Source organism: Bradyrhizobium sp. CCBAU 53338, assembly GCF_015291665.1.
GTDB lineage: Bacteria > Pseudomonadota > Alphaproteobacteria > Rhizobiales > Xanthobacteraceae > Bradyrhizobium.
In genome coordinates, this window is the sequence record NZ_CP030048.1 from 4,835,256 (window position 1) to 4,854,281 (window position 19,026).

A 19,026-nucleotide genomic window follows, 5' to 3' on the forward strand; every position below is an offset into this window, starting at 1 on the left:
GTACGTCGGTCGGCTTGATAAAGCTCCGGTGACGAGGAGGATGCGAGATGGCCTACTATTTCAGCAAGACACTGCCGGTTGGCTTCGACGCTGCATCGCAGCGCGTAACGGAAGCGCTCAAGCAGGGCGGCTTTGGCATCATCACGGAAATCGACGTCAAGCGAACGTTCAAGGAGAAGCTTGGCACCGACTTTCGAAACTATCGTATCCTTGGCGCATGCAATCCGAAGCTCGCCTATGAGGCCCTGCAACTGGAGGACAAGGTCGGCACGATGCTGCCGTGCAATGTCGTAGTGCAGGAAATTACTCAAGATCGCACAGAGATCGCGGCCATTGATCCCGTCGCATCGATGCAGGCAATCGATAATCCCGAGCTCAAGGCATCAGCCCAGCGTGTCCAGACGCTGCTGCGGAAGGTGATCGAGAGCTTGTAGGAAGTCCATCCAAGCCGTTGGAAGGCTTGATCTGCCTCAAGCGGGAAAAGCCGTCACCTGATCTGCTGCATCCATGTCCTCGTATATCAGATCCTTCCTCGAACTCGGTTTGGGCGACGTCGGCCTGGTCGGCGGCAAGACGGCTTCGCTGGGCGAACTTTACTCAGCTCTCGCCTCGCAAGGGATTTCGGTCCCCGACGGCTTTGCGATCACGGCCGACGCCTATCGCGAGGCGCTGTCGCGGCACAACGTCGCGGATGCGCTTCACCAGCTTCTCGACGGAGTAGACAAAAGCAAGATCAAACAGCTCGCCAGCAAGGCTGCGAAGGCTCGAGAGATCATCTATCACGCGATGGACACGCCCCTTCTCCGCCACCAGGTCGTGGAAGCGTACCGGCAGCTCGAGCACGAGTCCGGGACCGGTGTTGCCGTTGCCGTGCGAAGCTCTGCGACCGCCGAGGATCTTCCGAACGCGAGCTTCGCAGGCCAGCACGAAAGCTATCTCAACGTGCGGGGGCCGGAGGATCTGTTCGAAGCCTGCCGGCGCTGCTTTGCGTCCATCTTCACCGATCGCGCGATTTCCTATCGCATCGACAAGGGTTTCGATCATTTCAAGGTCGCACTCTCCGTAGCCGTGATGAAGATGGTGCGCTCCGATCTGGCGGCCAGCGGCGTCGTCTTCACGCTCGACACCGAATCCGGCTTTCGCGACGTCGTCTTCGTCACAGGCGGCTACGGTCTCGGCGAGACCATCGTTCAGGGCCAGGTCGATCCGGACGAGTTCTACGTCCACAAGCCCACGCTGAGCCTGGGATATCGCTGCGTCCTGAGGCGACGGTTGGGCGCCAAGCAGATCCGCATGATCTACGGCAAGCGCGGCGGCAATCATGCAACGCTCACCCGCAATGTTCCGGAAGCCGAACGCCGGAAGTTCTGCATCTCCGACCCGGAAGTGCTGAGCCTTGCCGAAATCGCGCTCCGGATCGAGGCCCACTACTCCCAACATGCCGGCGTCGCGATGCCGATGGATATCGAATGGGCCAAGGACGGCACTGACGGGAAGCTCTACATCATTCAGGCGAGGCCCGAGACGGTAGCCTCGCGGCGCTCCGCAGACGTCTACGAGACCTATAATCTGAAAGCGCATGGCCCATCATCGTCAGCGGTCGCGCGGTGGGCGAGAGGATCGCGTCCGGACGGACGCGCCGCGTCGTGACCGCGCGCGACCTCGCTGCCTTCAAGCCCGGCGAGATCCTGGTGGCCCCGGCAACCAGTCCGGACTGGGAGCCGGTCATGAAGATCGCGGCCGGCATCATCACCGACAAGGGCGGCCGCACCTGCCATGCCGCCATCATCGCGCGCGAGCTGGGCATCCCCGCCGTTGTGGGGACCACGGTCGCGACCGAAAAGATCAAGACCGGGACCGAAGTCACGATCTGCTGCGCCGAGGGCGATGTCGGCAGCGTCTATCAAGGAAAGGCCGGCTTCGACGTGACCAGGACGCCGGTGAGCGAGCTGCGGCAGCCGCGCACGGCCATCATGGTGAATGTCGGCACCCCGGAGATGGCGTTCCGGACCGCAATGCAGCCGCAGGCCGGGGTCGGCCTCGCCCGCATGGAGTTCATCATCAGCGAGCATATCGGGGTTCACCCGATGGCGTTGCTCAAGCCGGATCAGGTCAAGTCAGCCAGGGCGCGTGCCGCGATCGCGCGGCTCGTGAGGGGCTTCACGAGCCCCGCCGATTTCTTCGTTCAAAGACTGGCGGAAGGTGTCGGCACCATCGCTGCGGCATTCTATCCGAAGCCTGTGATCGTGCGGCTTTCCGATTTCAAGACCAACGAGTATGCCAGCCTGATCGGCGGCGAAGGCTTCGAGCCCCGGGAAGAGAACCCGATGCTGGGTTTCCGGGGCGCCTCTCGCTACAGCCATCCTGCCTATGCCGAAGGATTTGCGCTGGAGTGCGCCGCACTCCGCCGGGTGCGGAAGGAAATGGGTCTCTCCAACCTGCGCATCATGGTGCCGTTCTGCCGGACGGTCGAAGAGGGCCGGCGCGTGATCGCGACGATGGCGGCAAATGGATTGAAGCGCAGCGACGACGGTCTGGAGATATACGTGATGTGCGAGATTCCGAACAACGTGATCCAGATCGATGCTTTTGCGGAATTGTTCGACGGCTTCTCGATCGGCTCCAACGATCTCACCCAGCTCACGCTGGGAGTCGACCGGGATTCCGACATCGTGGCCTTCGATTTCGACGAGCGCGATCCTGGAATGCTGGAGATGTTCCGACAGGCGGTGGTCGGCGCCAAGCGTAACGGTCGCCATATCGGCATCTGCGGCGAGGCGCCCGCGAACTACCCGGAGATCGCGCGTTATCTGACAGGGCTTGGCATCGACTCCATCAGCGTCAATCCGTCGAGCGTGTTCCGGACCATGGCTGCCGTGTCGGACGCCGAGGCCACCCTCCCACAGTCCGCGACGTAACGCTTTGGCCCATTATCGCAATCAGACTGCGGCCGGGACGGCCGCGGCGTGGATACGTTCCGCCGCGGCATTGACCTTGGTCATCATCTGCGTCAGTTCGTCATAAACTTGGTCGTCGATGGTCACCATGCCGAAATTGGAATCCTCGCCGTCAAAGCGACCCTCGGCCGGCTGATCCGCATGCTCGAACCAGTGATAGCCGACCACATTCGGCTTGCTGAGGGCTGCCGCGACGTAGCCTTCGAAGGCCCGGGCACGTTCGGTCTGGGTTGGCACCCGCGGTCCGCCCCCTCTGGAATTCGCCAGGCCCGCATCGTCGCCGCGGAACGAGAATTCCGAGATCAGGCACGGCTTGCCGGTGGCAGCATAAGCGTCGATGACAGGACCTGGATCGAAGTCGTAGCAATTGAAGGAAACGACATCCAGGTGACGCCCGGCCGCGGCGATCACGCCGCTGAGCGGTTGATATCCGAACCGGGAGCCGAGCACGAGATGATTGGGATCGGCGGCCTTGATCGCCGAGACGCACAGTTCGAAATACTTGTCGGCCACCACGGCCACAAAGGCATCGCAATCGGCAGAGAAGGCCTCGCGGGCGCGATCCGTCAGATTCGCCTTGGTCTCGAGCGCATCGTTCAGAACGCCGGGCCGGAGTCTGACAAAGGGCGCCGCGATGTGTTCGATCCTGCCGAGTTCGTCCCAGGATCGTGCCTGTGTGCGCCATACCGAATTGAACTGAGAAAACTCCCGATAATGCTCGTGCAGACCCGCGATTGCGGCAATCCTGCCTGGACGATGAGATGGCAGGTTCAGAAACAGCGTCAGGAGCTCGTCGGTGCCGCGCCAGTCCGGCGACCAGTAGAGTTCGTTGTCGATGAAGGTCCCGAGTAAGCCGGGATCGTTGCGCCGGTGCTTGCAGCGTTGCTCGGCGCTCACACGGATATGCGCCGAGAATTCGGGATCGTAGACGTCCGGAAAGATCTGATCGCGGCGATGCAGGCGGAACGAGGCGCCAAGCTCCGTGGTTGGCGTGCTCGCCAGCAATCGCGATCCCGCACTGGCGACGAGTTCGTCCGACCAGCAGCCGACAGTGTTGAAATTCCAGCGCGCCAGCCGGTCGGCGGCCGCGGCGCGCCAGATGTGGGGGCTGCCGTATTTGGCCATGCAGGCCTTGGCGTAAGGCACGCGATCGGTCTGTCCGACATGGTCCTGATCGAAACGGATGGTATTGACGCCTTTGGAGAGAAAGCGGCCACCGTCAGGATCGACCAGCCAGAAAACGCCGTTGTGCTCGGCGACACGGAAGAAGCCGCTTCCGCTGACGCCATCGACGACCCCTCCCCACTTCGTTCTCTGCAACTGCGGACCCCGGCAACGGACCAAGACTAACCATTCATCGCACGGTCCTGCCCAGGCCTTTTGACTTGTCTCAATACCATCCAGAACCTGCCTGGCTATCAATCTAACAGATGCTTGAAATCAACGACCACACCGGCGTGGCGCGGCACAGGTAGAGCAGGACCAAGCAGGTCGTCCATGTCGACAATTCGACTGCCGAACACCGCCAGTCTGCGTCCCGATTTTATCTGGGGCGTTTCCACCTCGAGCTTTCAGATCGAGGGAGCAACGGGGGAGGACGGCCGCGGCCCCAGCATCTGGGATATTTACTGCCAAAGCGGCACGATCAAGAATCACGATACCGGCGACGTCGCGTGTGACCACTATCATCGCTACCGCGAAGATGTGGCCCTGATGAAAGACCTTGGCGTGCAAGCGTATCGGTTCTCGATAGCCTGGCCACGCATCCTGCCGCAGGGCCGCGGAGCCGCGAACGAGGCCGGTCTTTCTTTCTACGATCGCCTGATCGACGAGCTCCTGGCCGCCGGCATCGAACCGTGGATGTGCCTGTACCATTGGGACCTGCCGCAGGCCTTGGAGGAGCGGGGCGGCTGGCAGAACCGCGAAATGGCGACTTGGTTCGCCGACTATGCGGCTCTGGTCGCCACCCGCTTCGGCGACCGGGTCAAGCAATTTGCGACGCTCAACGAGCCATCGATCTTCAGCCTGTTCAGCCGATCCCTCGGCAAGCGGGATCGCAGCAGCGAGGACAAGCTGCATCGCATGATCCACCACGTCAATCTTGCGCACGGCACCGCGGTAGATGTTGTCCGGGCAAACGTTGCCGGCGCCTCAATCGGGTGCATCCACAATCGGCAGCCATGCCGGCCCTCCAGTGACGGCGAGGCCGATAGAGCCGCGGCTGCACGTCTGGACATCTATTGGAACAGCGCCTTCCCGGACCCCCAATGCCGTGGTGCATATCCGGCGCAGATGCGGGAAGCGATCGAGCCACATCTGGAGCCCGGCGACCTCTCGCGCATTTGTCGGCCGGTCGATTGGTTCGGACTGAACCACTACAGCCCGGTCTATGTGAAGGCAGATGCGGATTCGATGCTGGGCTACGACTTCGGCGACAAGCCAGCTGGAGTCCCCTTGACACCGATCGATTGGCCGATCGATCCCAAGGCTTTCAGCGACACGTTGCGGAGTGTCCACGAGCGCTATAGCCTGCCGATCTACGTCCTCGAGAACGGATACGGAAATTCCGACCAGCCTGACGTGACCGGCGCGGTGATCGACACTGGCCGAATAGAGTTCCTGAGGGACTATGTCGACGCGATGAATGCCGCCGCCTCTCGCGGCGTCGACGTTCGCGGCTATTTCGTCTGGTCGCTGCTCGACAACTTCGAATGGGATTCCGGATACAGCATCAGGTTCGGCCTGACTTATGTGGATTATGCATCGCTGCGGCGAACACCAAAATCCTCGTTCGCCTGGTATGCAGGGCTGATCAAGGCGGGGCGGCCATGACGAAGGCGCCACTTCCAGCGCGAACGACCCTGCTCGCCGATATCGGAGGGACCAACGCCCGCTTCGCACTTCTGACCGACGGCAAGCTCAGCACGATCGCGCACACGGCCGTCAGCAATCACGGCACCTTTCCGGAGGCGCTCGCCGCCTATCTCGGCGACAGAACGAAGGCCGGGACAATTCAGCACGCAATCCTTGCTGCCTCCGGCCCGGTTCAGAATGGCCGTTGTGCGCTCACGAACAACTCCTGGGTGATCGATGCAGAGCAGTTGCGCGGAGCCTATGGCTTTTCGTCCGTACGCCTAATCAATGACTTCGAGGCGGTTGCGTTGGCACTGCCCCATCTTGCCCCAGGCAGTCTGCTGCAACTGGGTGGACGCGATCGGGTCGCGGGAGCGCCCCTTGCGGCGATCGGCCCCGGCACCGGCCTTGGCATGGCGGCCCTCATATCGCACGCAGACCGTCAGATCGTTCTTTCCGGCGAAGGCGGCCATTCCACGATGGCAGGTGGCTCATTGCGCGAGGACGCCGTGATCGCACACTTGCGCCAGCGATTCGGGCATGTCTCGTCCGAGCGCCTGCTGTCAGGCGCAGGATTGGAAAATCTCCATGACGCTCTTGCTTCTGTCGACGGGGTAACCGTTCCAAAACGCCACGCGGCCGACATCACGCGCGCCGCAATCGAGGCGACTTGTGCCACCAGCCGTGCCGCTGTCGACATGTTCTGCGCGATGCTGGGATCGGTCACAGGCAATTTTGCGCTCGCGGTCGGTGCGAGAGGTGGCGTGTTCATCGGCGGAGGCATCTTGCGCCATATGCCCGACTACCTTGCTGCGTCCCAGTTTCGAATGCGCTTCGAGGCAAAGGGGCGTCTCAGGACATTCCTGGAGCCAATACCAGCCTATCTCATCCTGGATGACGACGTCGCGTTCACCGGCCTTCGCGCGCTGATGGAGGTCGACGGCCTTGGCTGAGATGCCGCCAATCCAGATCGTGACGTTGACCATCAACCCGGCGGTCGATATCTCGACTTCGGTCAGGAAGATGGTCCCCTTCACCAAAATGCGTTGCGCGGAAGCTCAGCGCGATCCCGGCGGCGGCGGAATCAACGTCGCAAGGGTTCTGACGCGGCTCGGCATCGACACGATCGCGGTCTATCCGGCCGGCGGCGCCACCGGACAAACCCTGGCGGCGCTGGTTGAGCGCGAGTCCGTGCGCAGCATCGTGATCCCGACCTCGAACGATACCCGCGAGGACATCACCATCTTCGACGAGACAACCCGCGAGCAGTTTCGCCTGGTCTTTCCGGGCGCCTTGCTCAGCGAATTCGAATGGCAGCAGTGCCTCGACGCACTCGCACGCATCAGTTCCCAAGCGGGGTTTGTGGTCGCAAGTGGCAGCCTCCCCCCCGGAGTACCAGCCGACTTCTACGGCAAGGCGGTCCGGGCGTCGAAAGGGGCAGCCAGGGTCATCGTTGATACGACCGGCGCCGCGCTGAAGGCCGCCCTAGATGCCGGCGTTTATCTCATCAAGCCCAATCTTCACGAGTTTCAGGAACTCGCCGGGATTGGCACCGAGGATGAACCCTCGCTGCTCGAAGCAGGACGCAAACTGTTCGATCGTTACAGCATCGAGATCATCGCACTCTCGCTGGGGTCGCAGGGCGCTCTGCTCCTGACGCGCGACATCGCTTTGCGGGCAAATGGCCTCCCGATCGAGCCAGTGAGCGTTTCCGGCGCCGGCGACAGCTTCCTGGGTGCGATGGTGTCGAGCCTTGCACGAGACGACAATCTCGAAGCCGCTCTGCGCTATGGCGTCGCCGGCGGTTCGGCGGCGCTGCTGAGCCCCGGCACGGGGCTATGCTTGAGAGAGGACATCCATCGTCTCGCGTCCAGCGTGAACGTAACAGCTATCGCCGGCCGTCATGCCTAGCAACAAGGCCCATCAACCGCCTGGCGAACGCAGCCGGTTGACAGACAACTATCCGCGGCTGTCAGAATGGGTCGCTTCAACCCGTTGGGTTGATTGCCACGAAACCGAAGGGGCAGCAGGTGGAGGACGAACTGCTTTCAAAACTTGAGCAGCGCCTGGGGCGAATTCACGCCCGGCAGCGACTCGGCATAGAAACCGATCATGAAGCGCAGATCTTCGGCCAGGGCCTCAACTTCTTCCACATCGAGAACTGGTACTCCGTTCATTCGTTGATACGACATGTTCTGAAGCTGTCCGGGCTTTACTGGCGCGGTTGCCGAAATGCCGAGAGCGTTGTCGTCAAGCATAACGCGATCGAATGTGCCACCTTACCGACTCTGTTCGACGGCTTCACAATTCTTCATATCAGCGATACCCACGTCGATATGAGCCAGCGTGCCATGCGGCGCGTCGTAGAGCTGGTCTCAGGCATGGACTATGATTTATGCGTCCTGACCGGCGACTATCGTGGCAAGACTTTCGGAGCGTACGACGCGGCGCTGGAAGGCATGGCACGGGTGACCGCTCACCTTAAGCAGCCCATTCTCGGCGTGCTCGGCAATCACGACACGATCAGGATGCTGCCCGGTCTGGAGGCAATGGGCATACGCATGCTCCAGAACGAATGCGCGACGATCGTGCGCGGCGATCAGGAGATATTCGTCGCAGGGATCGACGACGCGCACTATTTCAGGGTCGACAACATCGAGAAGGTCGCGTCGGATGTCCCCGACGGAGCCTTCTCGGTCCTGCTGTCCCACACGCCGGAAATCTACCGGCAAGCAGCGCATGCCGGCTTTGACGTGCTGCTGAGCGGACATACGCACGGAGGACAGATCTGCCTTCCGGGGTCGATTCCCATCACGCTCGATTCGGTGCTGCCGCGTCGGTTCGGATCCGGCGCCTGGCGCTATCGCGATATGGTCGGCTACACGTCCGTGGGTGCGGGATCGAGCGTCGTGGCAGTCCGCTTCAACTGCCCGCCGGAGATCACGCTGCATCGCTTGTGCCGGCCCGCCGATCGTTTCAATACGGCTGATCCCTGATACGCAACACGTACAGCAGGCGGGAGATCGCGAGCTCGCCGACAAAGAACATCAAGACAATCACTAAGATCCCGGCGTAACTCAGGCCGAGACTCTCCCGGCAAGCGAGGAGCGGCAACAGCGATTCCGGAACCTGGTCCAAACCCAACGCCTGGCTGCTAAAGCGGGATGAGGTTAGGTTGAATCGATTTGGGATTCCCAAATCAGTGTGTTTCTGATTCACCATGCTGGCTGGATAGGAGGCCAGCATGGATGGGCAAGCCTTATTCTCTGGATCTTCGCAAGCGCGTGGTGGCGGCAATCGAGGGCGGGATGTCCCGCAATCGAGCCGCCAAGCAGTTTGGGGTGGCGATCAGCACGGCCATCGGCTGGATGAAGCGGGTCGATAAGACCGGCAGCGTCGAGCCTGGCCAGATCGGTGGCTACAAGCCGAAGGCAATTTCGGGCGAGCACGCGATCTGGCTGTCGCAGCGGATCAAGGACGGCGATTTCACCATACGGGGTCTCGTCGCCGAGCTTGGCGGACGCGGCCTGAAGGTCGACTACCACTCGGTGTGGGATTTCGTGCATGCCGAGAAGCTCAGCTTCAAAAAAAAGCGTGGCGGCTGGCGAACGCGATCGACCGGAGGTCGCACGGCGGCGAGCCCAGTGGGCAAAGTATCAAGGTCGCGTCGAAGCTGAGCGGCTGGTCTTCATCGACGAGACCTGGACCAGGACCGATATGGCGCCCTTGCGGGGCTGGGCGCCGCGCGGACACAGACTTCACGCCAAGGTTCCCCACGGCCGCTGGAAGACCATGACTTTCCTGGCGGCCCTGCGCCATGACCGGATTGATGCGCCATGGTTCATCGAGGGGCCGATCGATGGCGTGAGCTTTCGCACCTATGTCGAGAAGGTTCTTCTGCCCGTTCTGCGACCCGGCGATATCGTCATCCTGGATAACCTCGGCAGCCACAGGAGCAAAGCAGTGCGCCAGCTCATCCGTTCGGTCGGCGCCAAGCTCTTCTTCCTGCCAAAATACTCGCCCGACCTGAACCCGATCGAACAGGTCTTCGCCAAGCTCAAGCACCTCGTCCGCAAAGCTGCCGCGCGAACCGTCGACACCGTCTGCGCCGCAATCGGCCACGCACTCGATGCCTTCACATCCGAGGAATGCGCCAACTACCTGAAAAACTCAGGCTATCGAACTTAATGCCATCATGCTTTAGGCGGCATGTTCATCCGCCGCTTCAAGAAGCTGGAAAGCAGGTCCCCCGCCATCGCGACGATGGCCATGAGGGCTCCCAATTCGTAACCCAGTCCAAGAATGCCCCCGCCAACCGCGGTCACGGCGATTGAGGCAACGATACCGCGGACGGTCTTCGAGGCACCGAATACCGGGCGGCCGTCGAAGAGCAGAAGCCCTCCATCCAGTGCGAACGCGAAGCGAGGACCGAAGAGCTTCTTGGCTACGACCGGCGACCCGTTTGCGAGCGTCAAGAGAGCAATTGAATAGAGGATCGGCATCGCAGCCATCAAGCATCTCGCGGACAGCATCGGGGTATGAGAAGCGGACACATCGGCAGATCGCAGCCCGTCTCAATCCTTGGAGTGAGGCAACATCCGGACGAGGGTGCGGTCGTGCAATACCCAATGATGAATGAGCGCGGTAGCCGCATATCGAAGCCTCTCATCACAATAGACCAAGCGCCGATCATATCGTTGAGGTGAATCGAGCAGGTCGAGCCCAAGTCTATGTTTAGCCTCACCAATCGGCACACCGATAAAAACGCCGCCTGCTTAAATGACCGCAGGCGGCGGCTTTCCAGCCCCGGGAGGACGATGCAAAACCCGGTAGATGGGATACTGCACGACTTGGGCCGACAGCCACTTTGCTCTAGATCAAGACTCCTGCAGCCAAATAGCCGCAGTTGAAACTGTTGCGGACCGGCCCCGCTCTGCAGCAGGGTCACGCGAGGGGGCATTTTGAATCTTGCAGATTGTTGTAACGAAGGCACCAAGGAGTTCACAGATAGCGGCTCATCCCAGCGATGATCGTGACTTGCGGCTCGACGCTTGTCGCGGGCTGGCGCTCTGGTTTGTCTTCATCGACCACATCCCTGGCAATGCCCTCGACTGGTTGACCATTCGCAACTACGGCTTTAGCGACGCCTCCGAAGTATTCGTATTCGTGTCGGGCTATACGTGCATGGTCTCTTATGGCGGCACGCTGCAAAGTCGAGGTTGGCCAACCGTCATCGCACGCAGCTTGCGACGCAGCTTCGAAATCTACGTTGCGTTTCTGCTGCTGGTCATCATCTATCTCGTTCTGGCTTGGCTAAGCGGTTCCTATCTGGACGAAACCAACACAAGACACTTTTTCAACGATCCGGGGATAGCGCTTATCCACCTCCTGGCTCTTCAGTACGCTCCCGTCAACACCGATATCTTGCCCACGTTCGTCATCCTGCATTTCGCATTTCCACTCGTGCTGTGGCTCATAGCCCGTAGTGCAGCAATCGCACTCGCTGCATCGTTCATGCTTTACCTGATGGTGCAGCTATATAGCTGGCACATGCCCGCCTGGCCGGCTGGCGAGCTCTATTTCAATCCCTTCGCATGGCAGATCCTGTTTGTGGTCGGAGCTTGCTCCGCCGGTCCGCGCGCCCCGTATTTCTCTGCTCTCTTGCGACACCGGGCCACGATATCAATCTCCGCGGCCTATGTTCTGTTCAGCCTCATCGTCGCCTTGAGTTGGCGCCTGGATGGGTTCAAGTGGCTGATCCCGCAAATGATCGAAGACTGGCTCTATCCGATCTATAAGAGTCATTTGGATCCGGCTCGACTCATCCACTTTTTGGCAATCGTTGTTTTGTTGACGCGCTTCGTGCCGCCGAATCGGAACCGTTCACCCGGGCCATGGGCGACGGCGCTGATCCGCTGTGGCGAAAACTCGCTCTCCGTCTTTTGCTTCAGTGTTCTCGCTTCGTTTGTGGCATTTGTTGTTTTGAACCAGGTGTCCGATCGGCTGCCGATGCAAGCTGCGGTCAGCGCTTTGGGCATTGCGCTTATGATAGCGATTGCCAACCTTCTTACATGGGAGGCTAAGCTTGACCGGCGGGGTCCAGAATTGTTCTAGGTTTAAATAGTTGACCTCGATCGACTTCAAGCGGGAACCAGGGGCGCCGCGTATGCTGGGTCAGTTCATGGGCGATCCAGACCACGTCGCGCGCGGCCGGACGAATCGAGCGCCTCGGCATTGCCACGATTGCCGGCGCCGCGAATCCCCGAGACATCGAGCTCGTACGCTCTTTGACTGCAATCCAGCCTTCAGTTTTTGGGGTACGCAACTGACATTCTGACCTATGCACCTCATGGACGGAATCGCTAAGGTCTTAAAGAGAATCGGCGTGCGGCCCGTCGCGGCGCCCGCAACAAACTGAGAGGTTCCCATGACTGCCACCTATTCCGACCTCGCCGGCAAGGTCGTGCTCGTCACTGGAGGCGCAGCGGGAATTGGTGCTGCAATCGTGCGGCGGTTCGCGGAGCAGAAATCCAAAGTGGTGTTCTTCGACATCAGGGTCGACGAGGGCCAACGCCTGGCGCGCGAGCTGTCGGATCGAGGACTGGCTGCGCATTTCCAGCACGTCGACCTGACCGACATCCCGGCACTGCGCGCCGGCGTCGCGGAGGCACGCAAGGCGCACGGCGCGATCAACATCCTGATCAACAACGCCGCGCATGACGAACGGCACAAGACCGAGGAGATGACGCCGGAATATTGGGACGATCGCATAGCCGTGAATCTGAAGCATCAGTTCTTCGCATCGCAAGCCGTGCTGCCGGATATGAAGGCCGCGAACGCCGGCGCAATCATCAATCTCGGCTCGGTGTCGTGGATCGCCGGACAAGGCGGCATGGCGGCCTACACCGCAAGCAAATCGGGCGTGATCGGCCTGACGCGCTCGCTGGCGCGCGACTACGGTCCCTACAACATCCGCGTGAACGCGATCGCCCCGGGCTGGATCATGACCGAACGCCAGCTCGAGAAATGGATGACGCCGGCCGGCGAGGTCGAACTGCAGCAGCGGCAGTGCCTGAAGCGCCGGCTCGTGCCGGACGAGGTTGCGAAATTCACCATCTTCCTCGCCTCCGACGAGGCCTCCGCCTGCACCGCTCAACACTACATCGTCGATGGCGGCTGGGTCTGACATGCACCTCCGCGCCGGTTGGGACCGGGGCAGCGCGGCACTCAGTCTACAGCGCCCGCGCGTCACTTCGGATACCGGTCGTCCTCGGATCTGCACGCTGGACGCAGCTTCGCGTTCTCGCGGCACATTCCGCCCGAGCTTTGCCGGTCGTTCGCCCCTCTCTAAACCCAAGAGGGCGCAGGGAAGACCGGGTGCCGACCTCGCACCCGCGGTCCGCTGCGCGAAAAATGTAGCGCAGGAAAACCGCACAGCAGCATACAGGTGGTGCCAATCACTCGGCCTTCCCTGCGCGATGGTTTGACGGCTTATGCCGTGCTCTCCCGGGAGCCGAATTCCTTCTGGCCTCCCTCGCCCGCAGATTGATGATGCAGTTCACCCGGTTGGGCTCCCCGCACCTCCGCGACGGCTTGACCGTAGCGACGACGGCCAGGACCACACGGTTTTGCCGTACGCGCGGTTCGCAAATTCGCCGCATGATCATCCAGCTTCGTCGACGTTGCCGGATGAATGCTGGCGAGACGAACCTGACAGCGCCGTTCGTCCGGCACGCGGTTACGGGCTCACAGGGACTACCCGCCCTGCCCGCTCCTCTCGCGCCCAACGCTGCCCGCGTCCACCGCAAGCCCGGCTCGCAATCAAGACGACTCGAGATCGCCCCTCAAGGATGAGCCGGGATGGGTGATACATACGACATTTCCGAATTTCGGTAAAGTGGAATATATTTGACGAAAGGGATTGACGGGGTGCCGGATGTTTTGCCCGACGGGTCGGCGAGACCGCATCGATCAAGCCAGCCCGGCCACCTTCAAGCTCTGCTTCAGATGGGCAACACCCTTCCTGGCATAGGTCAGCGGATGCGCCTTCTGCGGGTCTTGCTCGGCCTCGACCACGATCCAGCCGGAATAACCCGGCAGTTCGCGGAAGACGGCGGGGTAATCGACCATGCCATCGCCGGGCACGGTGTAGACACCGAGCTCGCCGCCCTGCCCCAGCACCGCATCGAGGAAGCTCCAATCCTCGCGCCGCGCCTGCTCCATCACCGCCCGGCGAACGTCCTTGGCGTGGACATGGCTGATACGGGCGCGATACTTCCGGGCCAGTGCAGCGGGATCGGCGCCGCCCCAGGTGGCGTGGCCGGTATCGAGCAGGAGATGAGCGGCCTCGCCGGTCGCCGCCATGAAGGCGTCGATGTCATCGGCGCTTTCCACGATGGTGCCGATGTGATGATGGTAGACCAGCCTGACGCCCTCGGCGAGCGTACGCTCGGCGATATCAGTGATACGGCGGCCGAACTCCACCCAATCGCCCGCCTTCATCATCGGCCGCTGCGATAGCGGCTCGCTGCGGTCGCCATGGATCGCATTCGAGGTCTCGGCGAAGACCAGCACGGTCGATCCCATCGCCTTCAGCAAATCGAGATGCGGGCGCAGATGCCGCATCTCCTCGTCGGCATCGCGCTTGAGAAGCTCGGCCGAATACCAGCCGGAGATGCAGGCCATGCCGAAGGGCGCGAGCGCGGCCTTCAAGGCTTGCGGTTCGCGCGGAAATTTGTGGCCGAGCTCCATGCCCTCGAAGCCCGCCTCGCGCGCCTCGGCGAGGCACGTCTCGAGCGGCGTGTCGCCGCCGATCTCCTGAAGATCGTCGTTCGACCAGCCGATGGGGTTGGCACCGATACGGATAGGCATGTCGTCCTCGCTTGATCAGGTATTGCGGCGCACCAGCGCCTCGACATAGCTGCGCCTTGCGGCCTCGACCTCAGTGCGCTCGGAGACCTCCGGCACCGCCACATCCCACCAATGGCCGCCGGCATCAGTCGAGCGCAGCGGGTCAGTATCGATCACGACGACGCTCGTCCGACCGTGGTGACGTGCCTCGTCGAACGCCGTTTCCAATTCGCTAATGCTCGCAACCTTGCACGCGATCGCCCCCATCGCGGCGGCATGGGCGGCGAAGTCGATCGCGGGCAACGTCTCGTGGCGGGTATCGCGCAGGAGGTTGTTGAAGGGCGCGCCTCCCGTCGCGTTCTGGAGTCGGTTGATGCAGCCGAAGCCTCTGTTGTCGAGCACGACGATGATGAGTTTCGTACCCAGCATCACCGACGTGGCGATCTCGGAATTCATCATCAGATAGGAACCATCGCCGACCATCACGACGACTTCGCGCGTGGGATCGGCGAGCTTGACGCCCAGCCCGCCGGCGATCTCGTAACCCATGCAGGAATAGCCGTATTCCATGTGGTAGCCGCCGGGCGCGCCCGGCTGCCAGAGCTTGTGCAATTCGCCGGGCAAGCCACCGGCCGCGCACAGCACGACATCATCGGGCCGGCTGTGGCGTTGAACGGCGCCGATGACCTGCGCATCGCTCGGCAAGGCTTCGTTCCCGACAGCCAGGTAGCGCGCAGCCGTTTCCAGCCAGGCCGTGCGGCCGCTTCTTGCCTGATCGGTCCAGATAGCAGGGGCCGTCCAGCCCTGAAGCGCGGCGCCGAGGTCCGCCAAGCCGACCTTGGCATCTGCGACGAGTGGCTGGGCGCGGTGCTTGCCGGCATCGAACGGCTGTGTGTTGAGGCCGACGATCCGGCAGGCGGGATCGGCGAACAGCGAGCGTGAGCCCGTGGTGAAATCCTGCAAGCGCGTGCCGATCGCCAGCACGAGATCGGCCTGCCGCGCCGCATCGTTGGCCGCGCCGGTGCCGGTGACACCGATCGCACCGAGATTGAGCTGCAGATCGTGAGGCATCGCGCTCTTGCCGGCTTGCGTTTCCGCCACCGGGATGCCGTGCGCCGTGCAGAAGGCAGCGAGATCACCTTCCGCCTCGCTATAGAGGACGCCACCACCGGCGACGACGAGCGGGCGCTTGGCTGCCTTGAGCAGCGCTGCGGCCTGAGCCAGTTGCGTCGTGTCGGCTCGCGCCCGGCGCGTCTGCCAGACGCGCTCGGCGAAGAACCAGTCGGGATAGTCGAAGGCCTCCGTCTGCACGTCCTGGCAGAGCGCGAGCGTCACGGGGCCACATTCGGCCGCGTCGTTGAGAACCTGCATCGCGCGCTCGAAGGCGGGCATGATCTGCTCGGGCCTTGTGATGCGGTCGAAATAGCGCGAGACGGGCCGGAAACAATCATTGGCGGAGACAGTGCCGTCGCCGAAATCCTCGATCTGCTGCAGCACCGGATCGGGGCGGCGGCCGGCGAAGACGTCGCCCGGCAGCAGCAACACCGGCAGGCGGTTGACGTGAGCCACGGCTGCGGCCGTCACCATGTTGGTTGCGCCGGGGCCGATCGAGCTCGTCACCGCCATCATGCGCCGGCGGCGCGAGGTCTTCGCGAAGGCGATCGCGGCATGCGCCATCGCCTGCTCATTATGCGCGCGCAAGGTCGGCAGACGATCGCGCGCGGCATACAGCGCCTCGCCGAGACCTGCGACATTGCCATGCCCGAAGATCGCCCAGACACCGGCGAAGAGAGGCCGGTCCTGCCCGTCGATTACAGTTCTCTGCGCTGCCATCGCGGCGACGAGCGCCTGCGCCATGGTGAGCCTGATCGTCGCCATTACTCACTCCCACTCAACCGCGCCGCCAGCTTGGATCGGCCGGCCGAAATATTCCGTCATCACGCTGACCGCGCCTTCGTCGTCATCCAATCTGACACGATGCCGTGAAGCGGTTAACGACATCGAGAAGGACACGCTCCGACCTTGACTAGGCGGCGCAGAGAATGGAATGCTTATTCGAATAGTCAAGCAAGACAAAGAAAATATGCCACCCAGGGAGTGCCTCCGTCTGAGACGGACTTGATGATGACAATGCGGTTTGGACTTCTCGGCGCCGGCAGGATCGGGCGCATTCACGCTCTCAATGTCGTCGCACGCGGCGATGCACGGCTCGTCGCGGTGGCCGACGCCTCAACCGAGGCCGCGTCCTCGCTGGCCCAGGCGACCGGCGCGAAAGTCGCCGATGCGGACGCGATCATGAGCGATCCCGGCATCGACGCCATCCTGATCTGCACGCCGACCGACACGCATGCCGATCTGATCGAAGCCTCCGTGTCGGCCGGCAAGGCGGTGTTCTGCGAGAAGCCGGTCGATCTCGATTCGGGCCGCATTCGCCGCTGCCTGGCCACGGTCGAAAAGTCAGGCAAGCCTCTGATGATCGGCTTCAACCGCCGCTTCGATCCGAACTTCGCGGGCCTGGAGAAGCGGCTGCGCAGCGGCGAGGCCGGCGAAATCGAGATCGTCAGCGTCATCTCGCGCGATCCCGGACCGCCGCCGGTCGACTATGTGAAACGCTCGGGCGGTCTGTTCCGCGACATGATGATCCATGATTTCGACATGGCGCGTTTCCTGCTGGCGGAGGAGCCGGTCGAGGTCTTTGCGCTCGGCTCGGCGCTAGTGGACAAGGCTATCGGCGAGGCCGGCGACGTCGACACCGCCGCGGTGCTGATGAAGACGGCGAGCGGGCGCATCGCCCAGATTTCGAATTCGCGCCGCGCCACCTACGGCTACGATCAGCGCATCGAGGTGCACGGCTCGAAGGGAATGCTCCGGGCCGGCAACATTCACGAGACGACCGTCGAGATCGCGACCGGCCAGGGTTTTCGTGCCGATCCGGTGCAAAACTTCTTCCTCGAACGCTATGCCGCCGCTTATCGCGCCGAGCTCGCTGCGTTCGTCGATGCCTGCGCCGGCAAGACCGCGCTCTCTCCGACCGGTCTCGACGGCCTGCGCGCCCAGATGCTCGCCGACGCAGCGACCGAATCGGCCCGCACCGGCCGCCCCGTCGCCATCGAGGCCGCCTGACGCTGACGCCGGCCGAACTCGGTTCAAACGCCAGATTGCCGCGTTGGGCGCGCCGGCAACGATAAGACCAACGCCTCAAGCGTGGGCCACCTCGCGATTCTCTCGGACCGATTGTATCATCGGCGCATGAGAGACTCCGACGCCGTGGAAGGCGACGCAACCCGCGTTCGCAAGATCATCCATATCGACATGGATGCCTTCTACGCGTCCGTGGAACAACGCGATAACACGGAGCTGCGCGGCAAGCCCGTTGCCGTCGGCGGGTCGGCCGAGCGCGGCGTGGTCGCTGCGGCGAGCTATGAAGCGCGCAAATTCGGCGTTCGGTCTGCGATGCCGTCGGTCACCGCGAAGCGGCAATGTCCCGACCTGATCTTTGTCAAGCCGCGCTTCGAGGTCTACAAGGCGATCAGCCGGCAGATCCGCGAGATCTTTGCCGAGCACACGGAGACCATCGAGCCACTGTCGCTCGACGAGGCCTATCTCGATGTGACCGAAAACCTGCAAGGCATTCCCCTCGCCCGCGACATCGCGCTCAAGATCCGCGAGAAGATCAAGGCCGAGACCGGCCTCAACGCGTCGGCGGGCATTTCCTACAACAAGTTCCTGGCCAAGCTCGCCTCCGATCATCGCAAGCCCAACGGCCAGTTTGTGATCTCGCCCGAGATGGGACCCGCCTTCGTGGAAACGCTGCCCGTCGGCAAGTTCCACGGGATCGGACCGGCAACAGGTGCAAAGATGAACGCACTCGGCCTGTTCACCGGTCTCGACATCCGCAACCAGACGCTCGAATTCATGAACGCCAACTTCGGCAAGTCGGGCGCCTACTACTATTGGATCTCACGCGGCGTCGATGAACGGCCGGTGCGGGCCAACCGGATCCGCAAGTCGATCGGCGCGGAGACCACGTTCTCGACCGACCTCGCTGATCTCGACGTGCTGGTCGGCGAGCTTCGTCCCCTCGTCGACAAGGTCTGGCGCCACTGCGAGACATCCGGCAGCCGGGGCCGCACCGTCACCCTGAAAATCAAGTTCGCCGATTTCGAGATCATCACCCGCAGCAGGTCCGTGCTCGCGCCGGTCGCCGGCCGGGACGAACTCGCGCGCCTCGCCAGCGGCCTGCTCGAAGTCGAGATGCCGCTGCCCAAGCGAGTCAGGCTGCTTGGTGTATCGCTGTCGTCCCTCCAAGTCGGAGACGATGCGGAACCGCAATTGACCTTCGGTATCTGATCCGTGGGACATGGGC

At 62.4% G+C, this 19,026-nt stretch carries 15 protein-coding genes and 1 pseudogene; 11 read left to right on the plus strand and 5 right to left on the minus strand.

The window, feature by feature from the left end; all coding sequences use genetic code 11:
* Positions 1–47 precede the first annotated feature (47 nt).
* Positions 48–434 (plus strand): DUF302 domain-containing protein, encoded by a 387-nt coding sequence (locus XH90_RS22955; protein WP_194476599.1) that lies wholly within the window; start codon positions 48–50, stop codon positions 432–434.
* A 73-nt stretch (positions 435–507) separates the two neighbouring features.
* Positions 508–2,918, plus strand: a pseudogene (ppsA, locus tag XH90_RS22960) (phosphoenolpyruvate synthase).
* A 21-nt stretch (positions 2,919–2,939) separates the two neighbouring features.
* On the opposite strand, the gene XH90_RS22965 reads toward ppsA, so the two are convergent.
* A complete protein-coding gene (locus tag XH90_RS22965) occupies positions 2,940–4,277 on the minus strand; it encodes an agarase (RefSeq protein WP_194476600.1) in 1,338 nt (445 codons plus the stop codon).
* Between the two features lie 177 nt (positions 4,278–4,454).
* Here XH90_RS22965 and XH90_RS22970 point away from each other — a divergent pair, with 177 nt between their 5' ends.
* From XH90_RS22970 to XH90_RS22985, 4 genes are all read left to right on the plus strand, one after another.
* Positions 4,455–5,789, plus strand: coding sequence for a GH1 family beta-glucosidase (locus XH90_RS22970; RefSeq protein WP_194476601.1), 1,335 nt, complete (start codon positions 4,455–4,457; stop codon positions 5,787–5,789).
* On the plus strand, positions 5,786–6,763 hold the full coding sequence (gene glk, locus XH90_RS22975) for a glucokinase (protein WP_194476602.1): 978 nt from the start codon (positions 5,786–5,788) through the stop codon (positions 6,761–6,763). The genes XH90_RS22970 and glk overlap by 4 nt, the downstream gene beginning before the upstream one ends.
* Position 6,764: 1 nt before the next feature.
* Entirely contained in the window at positions 6,765–7,721 is a 957-nt protein-coding gene (locus tag XH90_RS22980; protein WP_194482778.1) for a 1-phosphofructokinase family hexose kinase, read from the plus strand.
* A gap of 119 nt (positions 7,722–7,840) precedes the next feature.
* Positions 7,841–8,806: a metallophosphoesterase gene (locus XH90_RS22985; RefSeq protein ID WP_194476603.1), complete on the plus strand. Its 966-nt coding sequence runs from the start codon at positions 7,841–7,843 to the stop codon at positions 8,804–8,806.
* Here the strand turns inward: XH90_RS22985 and XH90_RS22990 are convergent.
* Positions 8,787–9,056 carry a hypothetical protein gene (locus XH90_RS22990; RefSeq protein ID WP_194476604.1) on the minus strand — a complete coding sequence of 90 codons (270 nt, stop codon included), beginning with the start codon at positions 9,054–9,056 and terminating at the stop codon, positions 8,787–8,789. The genes XH90_RS22985 and XH90_RS22990 overlap by 20 nt on opposite strands.
* A 2-nt stretch (positions 9,057–9,058) precedes the next feature.
* Here XH90_RS22990 and XH90_RS22995 point away from each other — a divergent pair.
* Positions 9,059–9,998 (plus strand): IS630 family transposase gene (locus XH90_RS22995; RefSeq protein WP_194476425.1). Its coding sequence is split into 2 segments (ribosomal slippage): positions 9,059–9,394 and positions 9,396–9,998, totalling 939 coding nucleotides; the frame shifts between segments, so codons are not numbered across the junction.
* Positions 9,999–10,003: 5 nt separating this feature from the next.
* Here the strand turns inward: XH90_RS22995 and XH90_RS23000 are convergent.
* A complete protein-coding gene (locus XH90_RS23000; protein ID WP_194476606.1) occupies positions 10,004–10,321 on the minus strand; it encodes a hypothetical protein in 318 nt (105 codons plus the stop codon).
* A 526-nt stretch (positions 10,322–10,847) separates the two neighbouring features.
* Here XH90_RS23000 and XH90_RS23005 point away from each other — a divergent pair.
* Positions 10,848–11,924, plus strand: a complete 1,077-nt coding sequence (locus XH90_RS23005) for an OpgC domain-containing protein (protein WP_246755566.1) — start codon at positions 10,848–10,850, stop codon at positions 11,922–11,924.
* A gap of 313 nt (positions 11,925–12,237) precedes the next feature.
* Positions 12,238–12,996, plus strand: coding sequence for an SDR family NAD(P)-dependent oxidoreductase (locus XH90_RS23010; protein ID WP_194476607.1), 759 nt, complete (start codon positions 12,238–12,240; stop codon positions 12,994–12,996).
* Between the two features lie 785 nt (positions 12,997–13,781).
* Here the strand turns inward: XH90_RS23010 and iolE are convergent.
* Together iolE and iolD are read right to left on the minus strand one after the other, a co-directional pair.
* The gene (gene iolE, locus XH90_RS23015; protein ID WP_194476608.1) at positions 13,782–14,681 is read right to left on the minus strand and encodes a myo-inosose-2 dehydratase; all 900 of its coding nucleotides are present in this window, start codon (positions 14,679–14,681) and stop codon (positions 13,782–13,784) included.
* 15 nt (positions 14,682–14,696) lie between these two features.
* On the minus strand, positions 14,697–16,538 hold the full coding sequence (gene iolD / locus XH90_RS23020) for a 3D-(3,5/4)-trihydroxycyclohexane-1,2-dione acylhydrolase (decyclizing) (protein ID WP_194476609.1): 1,842 nt from the start codon (positions 16,536–16,538) through the stop codon (positions 14,697–14,699).
* 252 nt (positions 16,539–16,790) lie between these two features.
* Here iolD and iolG point away from each other — a divergent pair, with 252 nt between their 5' ends.
* Positions 16,791–17,783, plus strand: coding sequence for an inositol 2-dehydrogenase (gene iolG / locus XH90_RS23025; protein ID WP_194476610.1), 993 nt, complete (start codon positions 16,791–16,793; stop codon positions 17,781–17,783).
* A gap of 126 nt (positions 17,784–17,909) precedes the next feature.
* Positions 17,910–19,010: a DNA polymerase IV gene (gene dinB / locus XH90_RS23030; RefSeq protein ID WP_194476611.1), complete on the plus strand. Its 1,101-nt coding sequence runs from the start codon at positions 17,910–17,912 to the stop codon at positions 19,008–19,010.
* Positions 19,011–19,026: the final 16 nt, after the last annotated feature.

What these genes read in the sequence shown, in the direction of transcription:
- XH90_RS22980 (WP_194482778.1), top strand. Translation starts at nt 6,765, where the DNA reads ATGCCGCCAATCCAGATCGTGACGTTGACCATCAACCCGGCGGTCGAT.
- dinB (WP_194476611.1), top strand. Translation starts at nt 17,910, where the DNA reads ATGAGAGACTCCGACGCCGTGGAAGGCGACGCAACCCGCGTTCGCAAG.
- iolG (WP_194476610.1), top strand. Translation starts at nt 16,791, where the DNA reads ATGCGGTTTGGACTTCTCGGCGCCGGCAGGATCGGGCGCATTCACGCT.
- glk (WP_194476602.1), top strand. Translation starts at nt 5,786, where the DNA reads ATGACGAAGGCGCCACTTCCAGCGCGAACGACCCTGCTCGCCGATATC.
- iolD (WP_194476609.1), bottom strand. Translation starts at nt 16,538, where the DNA reads ATGGCGACGATCAGGCTCACCATGGCGCAGGCGCTCGTCGCCGCGATG.
- XH90_RS22970 (WP_194476601.1), top strand. Translation starts at nt 4,455, where the DNA reads ATGTCGACAATTCGACTGCCGAACACCGCCAGTCTGCGTCCCGATTTT.
- XH90_RS22955 (WP_194476599.1), top strand. Translation starts at nt 48, where the DNA reads ATGGCCTACTATTTCAGCAAGACACTGCCGGTTGGCTTCGACGCTGCA.
- iolE (WP_194476608.1), bottom strand. Translation starts at nt 14,681, where the DNA reads ATGCCTATCCGTATCGGTGCCAACCCCATCGGCTGGTCGAACGACGAT.
- XH90_RS22990 (WP_194476604.1), bottom strand. Translation starts at nt 9,056, where the DNA reads ATGCTGGCCTCCTATCCAGCCAGCATGGTGAATCAGAAACACACTGAT.
- XH90_RS23010 (WP_194476607.1), top strand. Translation starts at nt 12,238, where the DNA reads ATGACTGCCACCTATTCCGACCTCGCCGGCAAGGTCGTGCTCGTCACT.
- XH90_RS23000 (WP_194476606.1), bottom strand. Translation starts at nt 10,321, where the DNA reads ATGGCTGCGATGCCGATCCTCTATTCAATTGCTCTCTTGACGCTCGCA.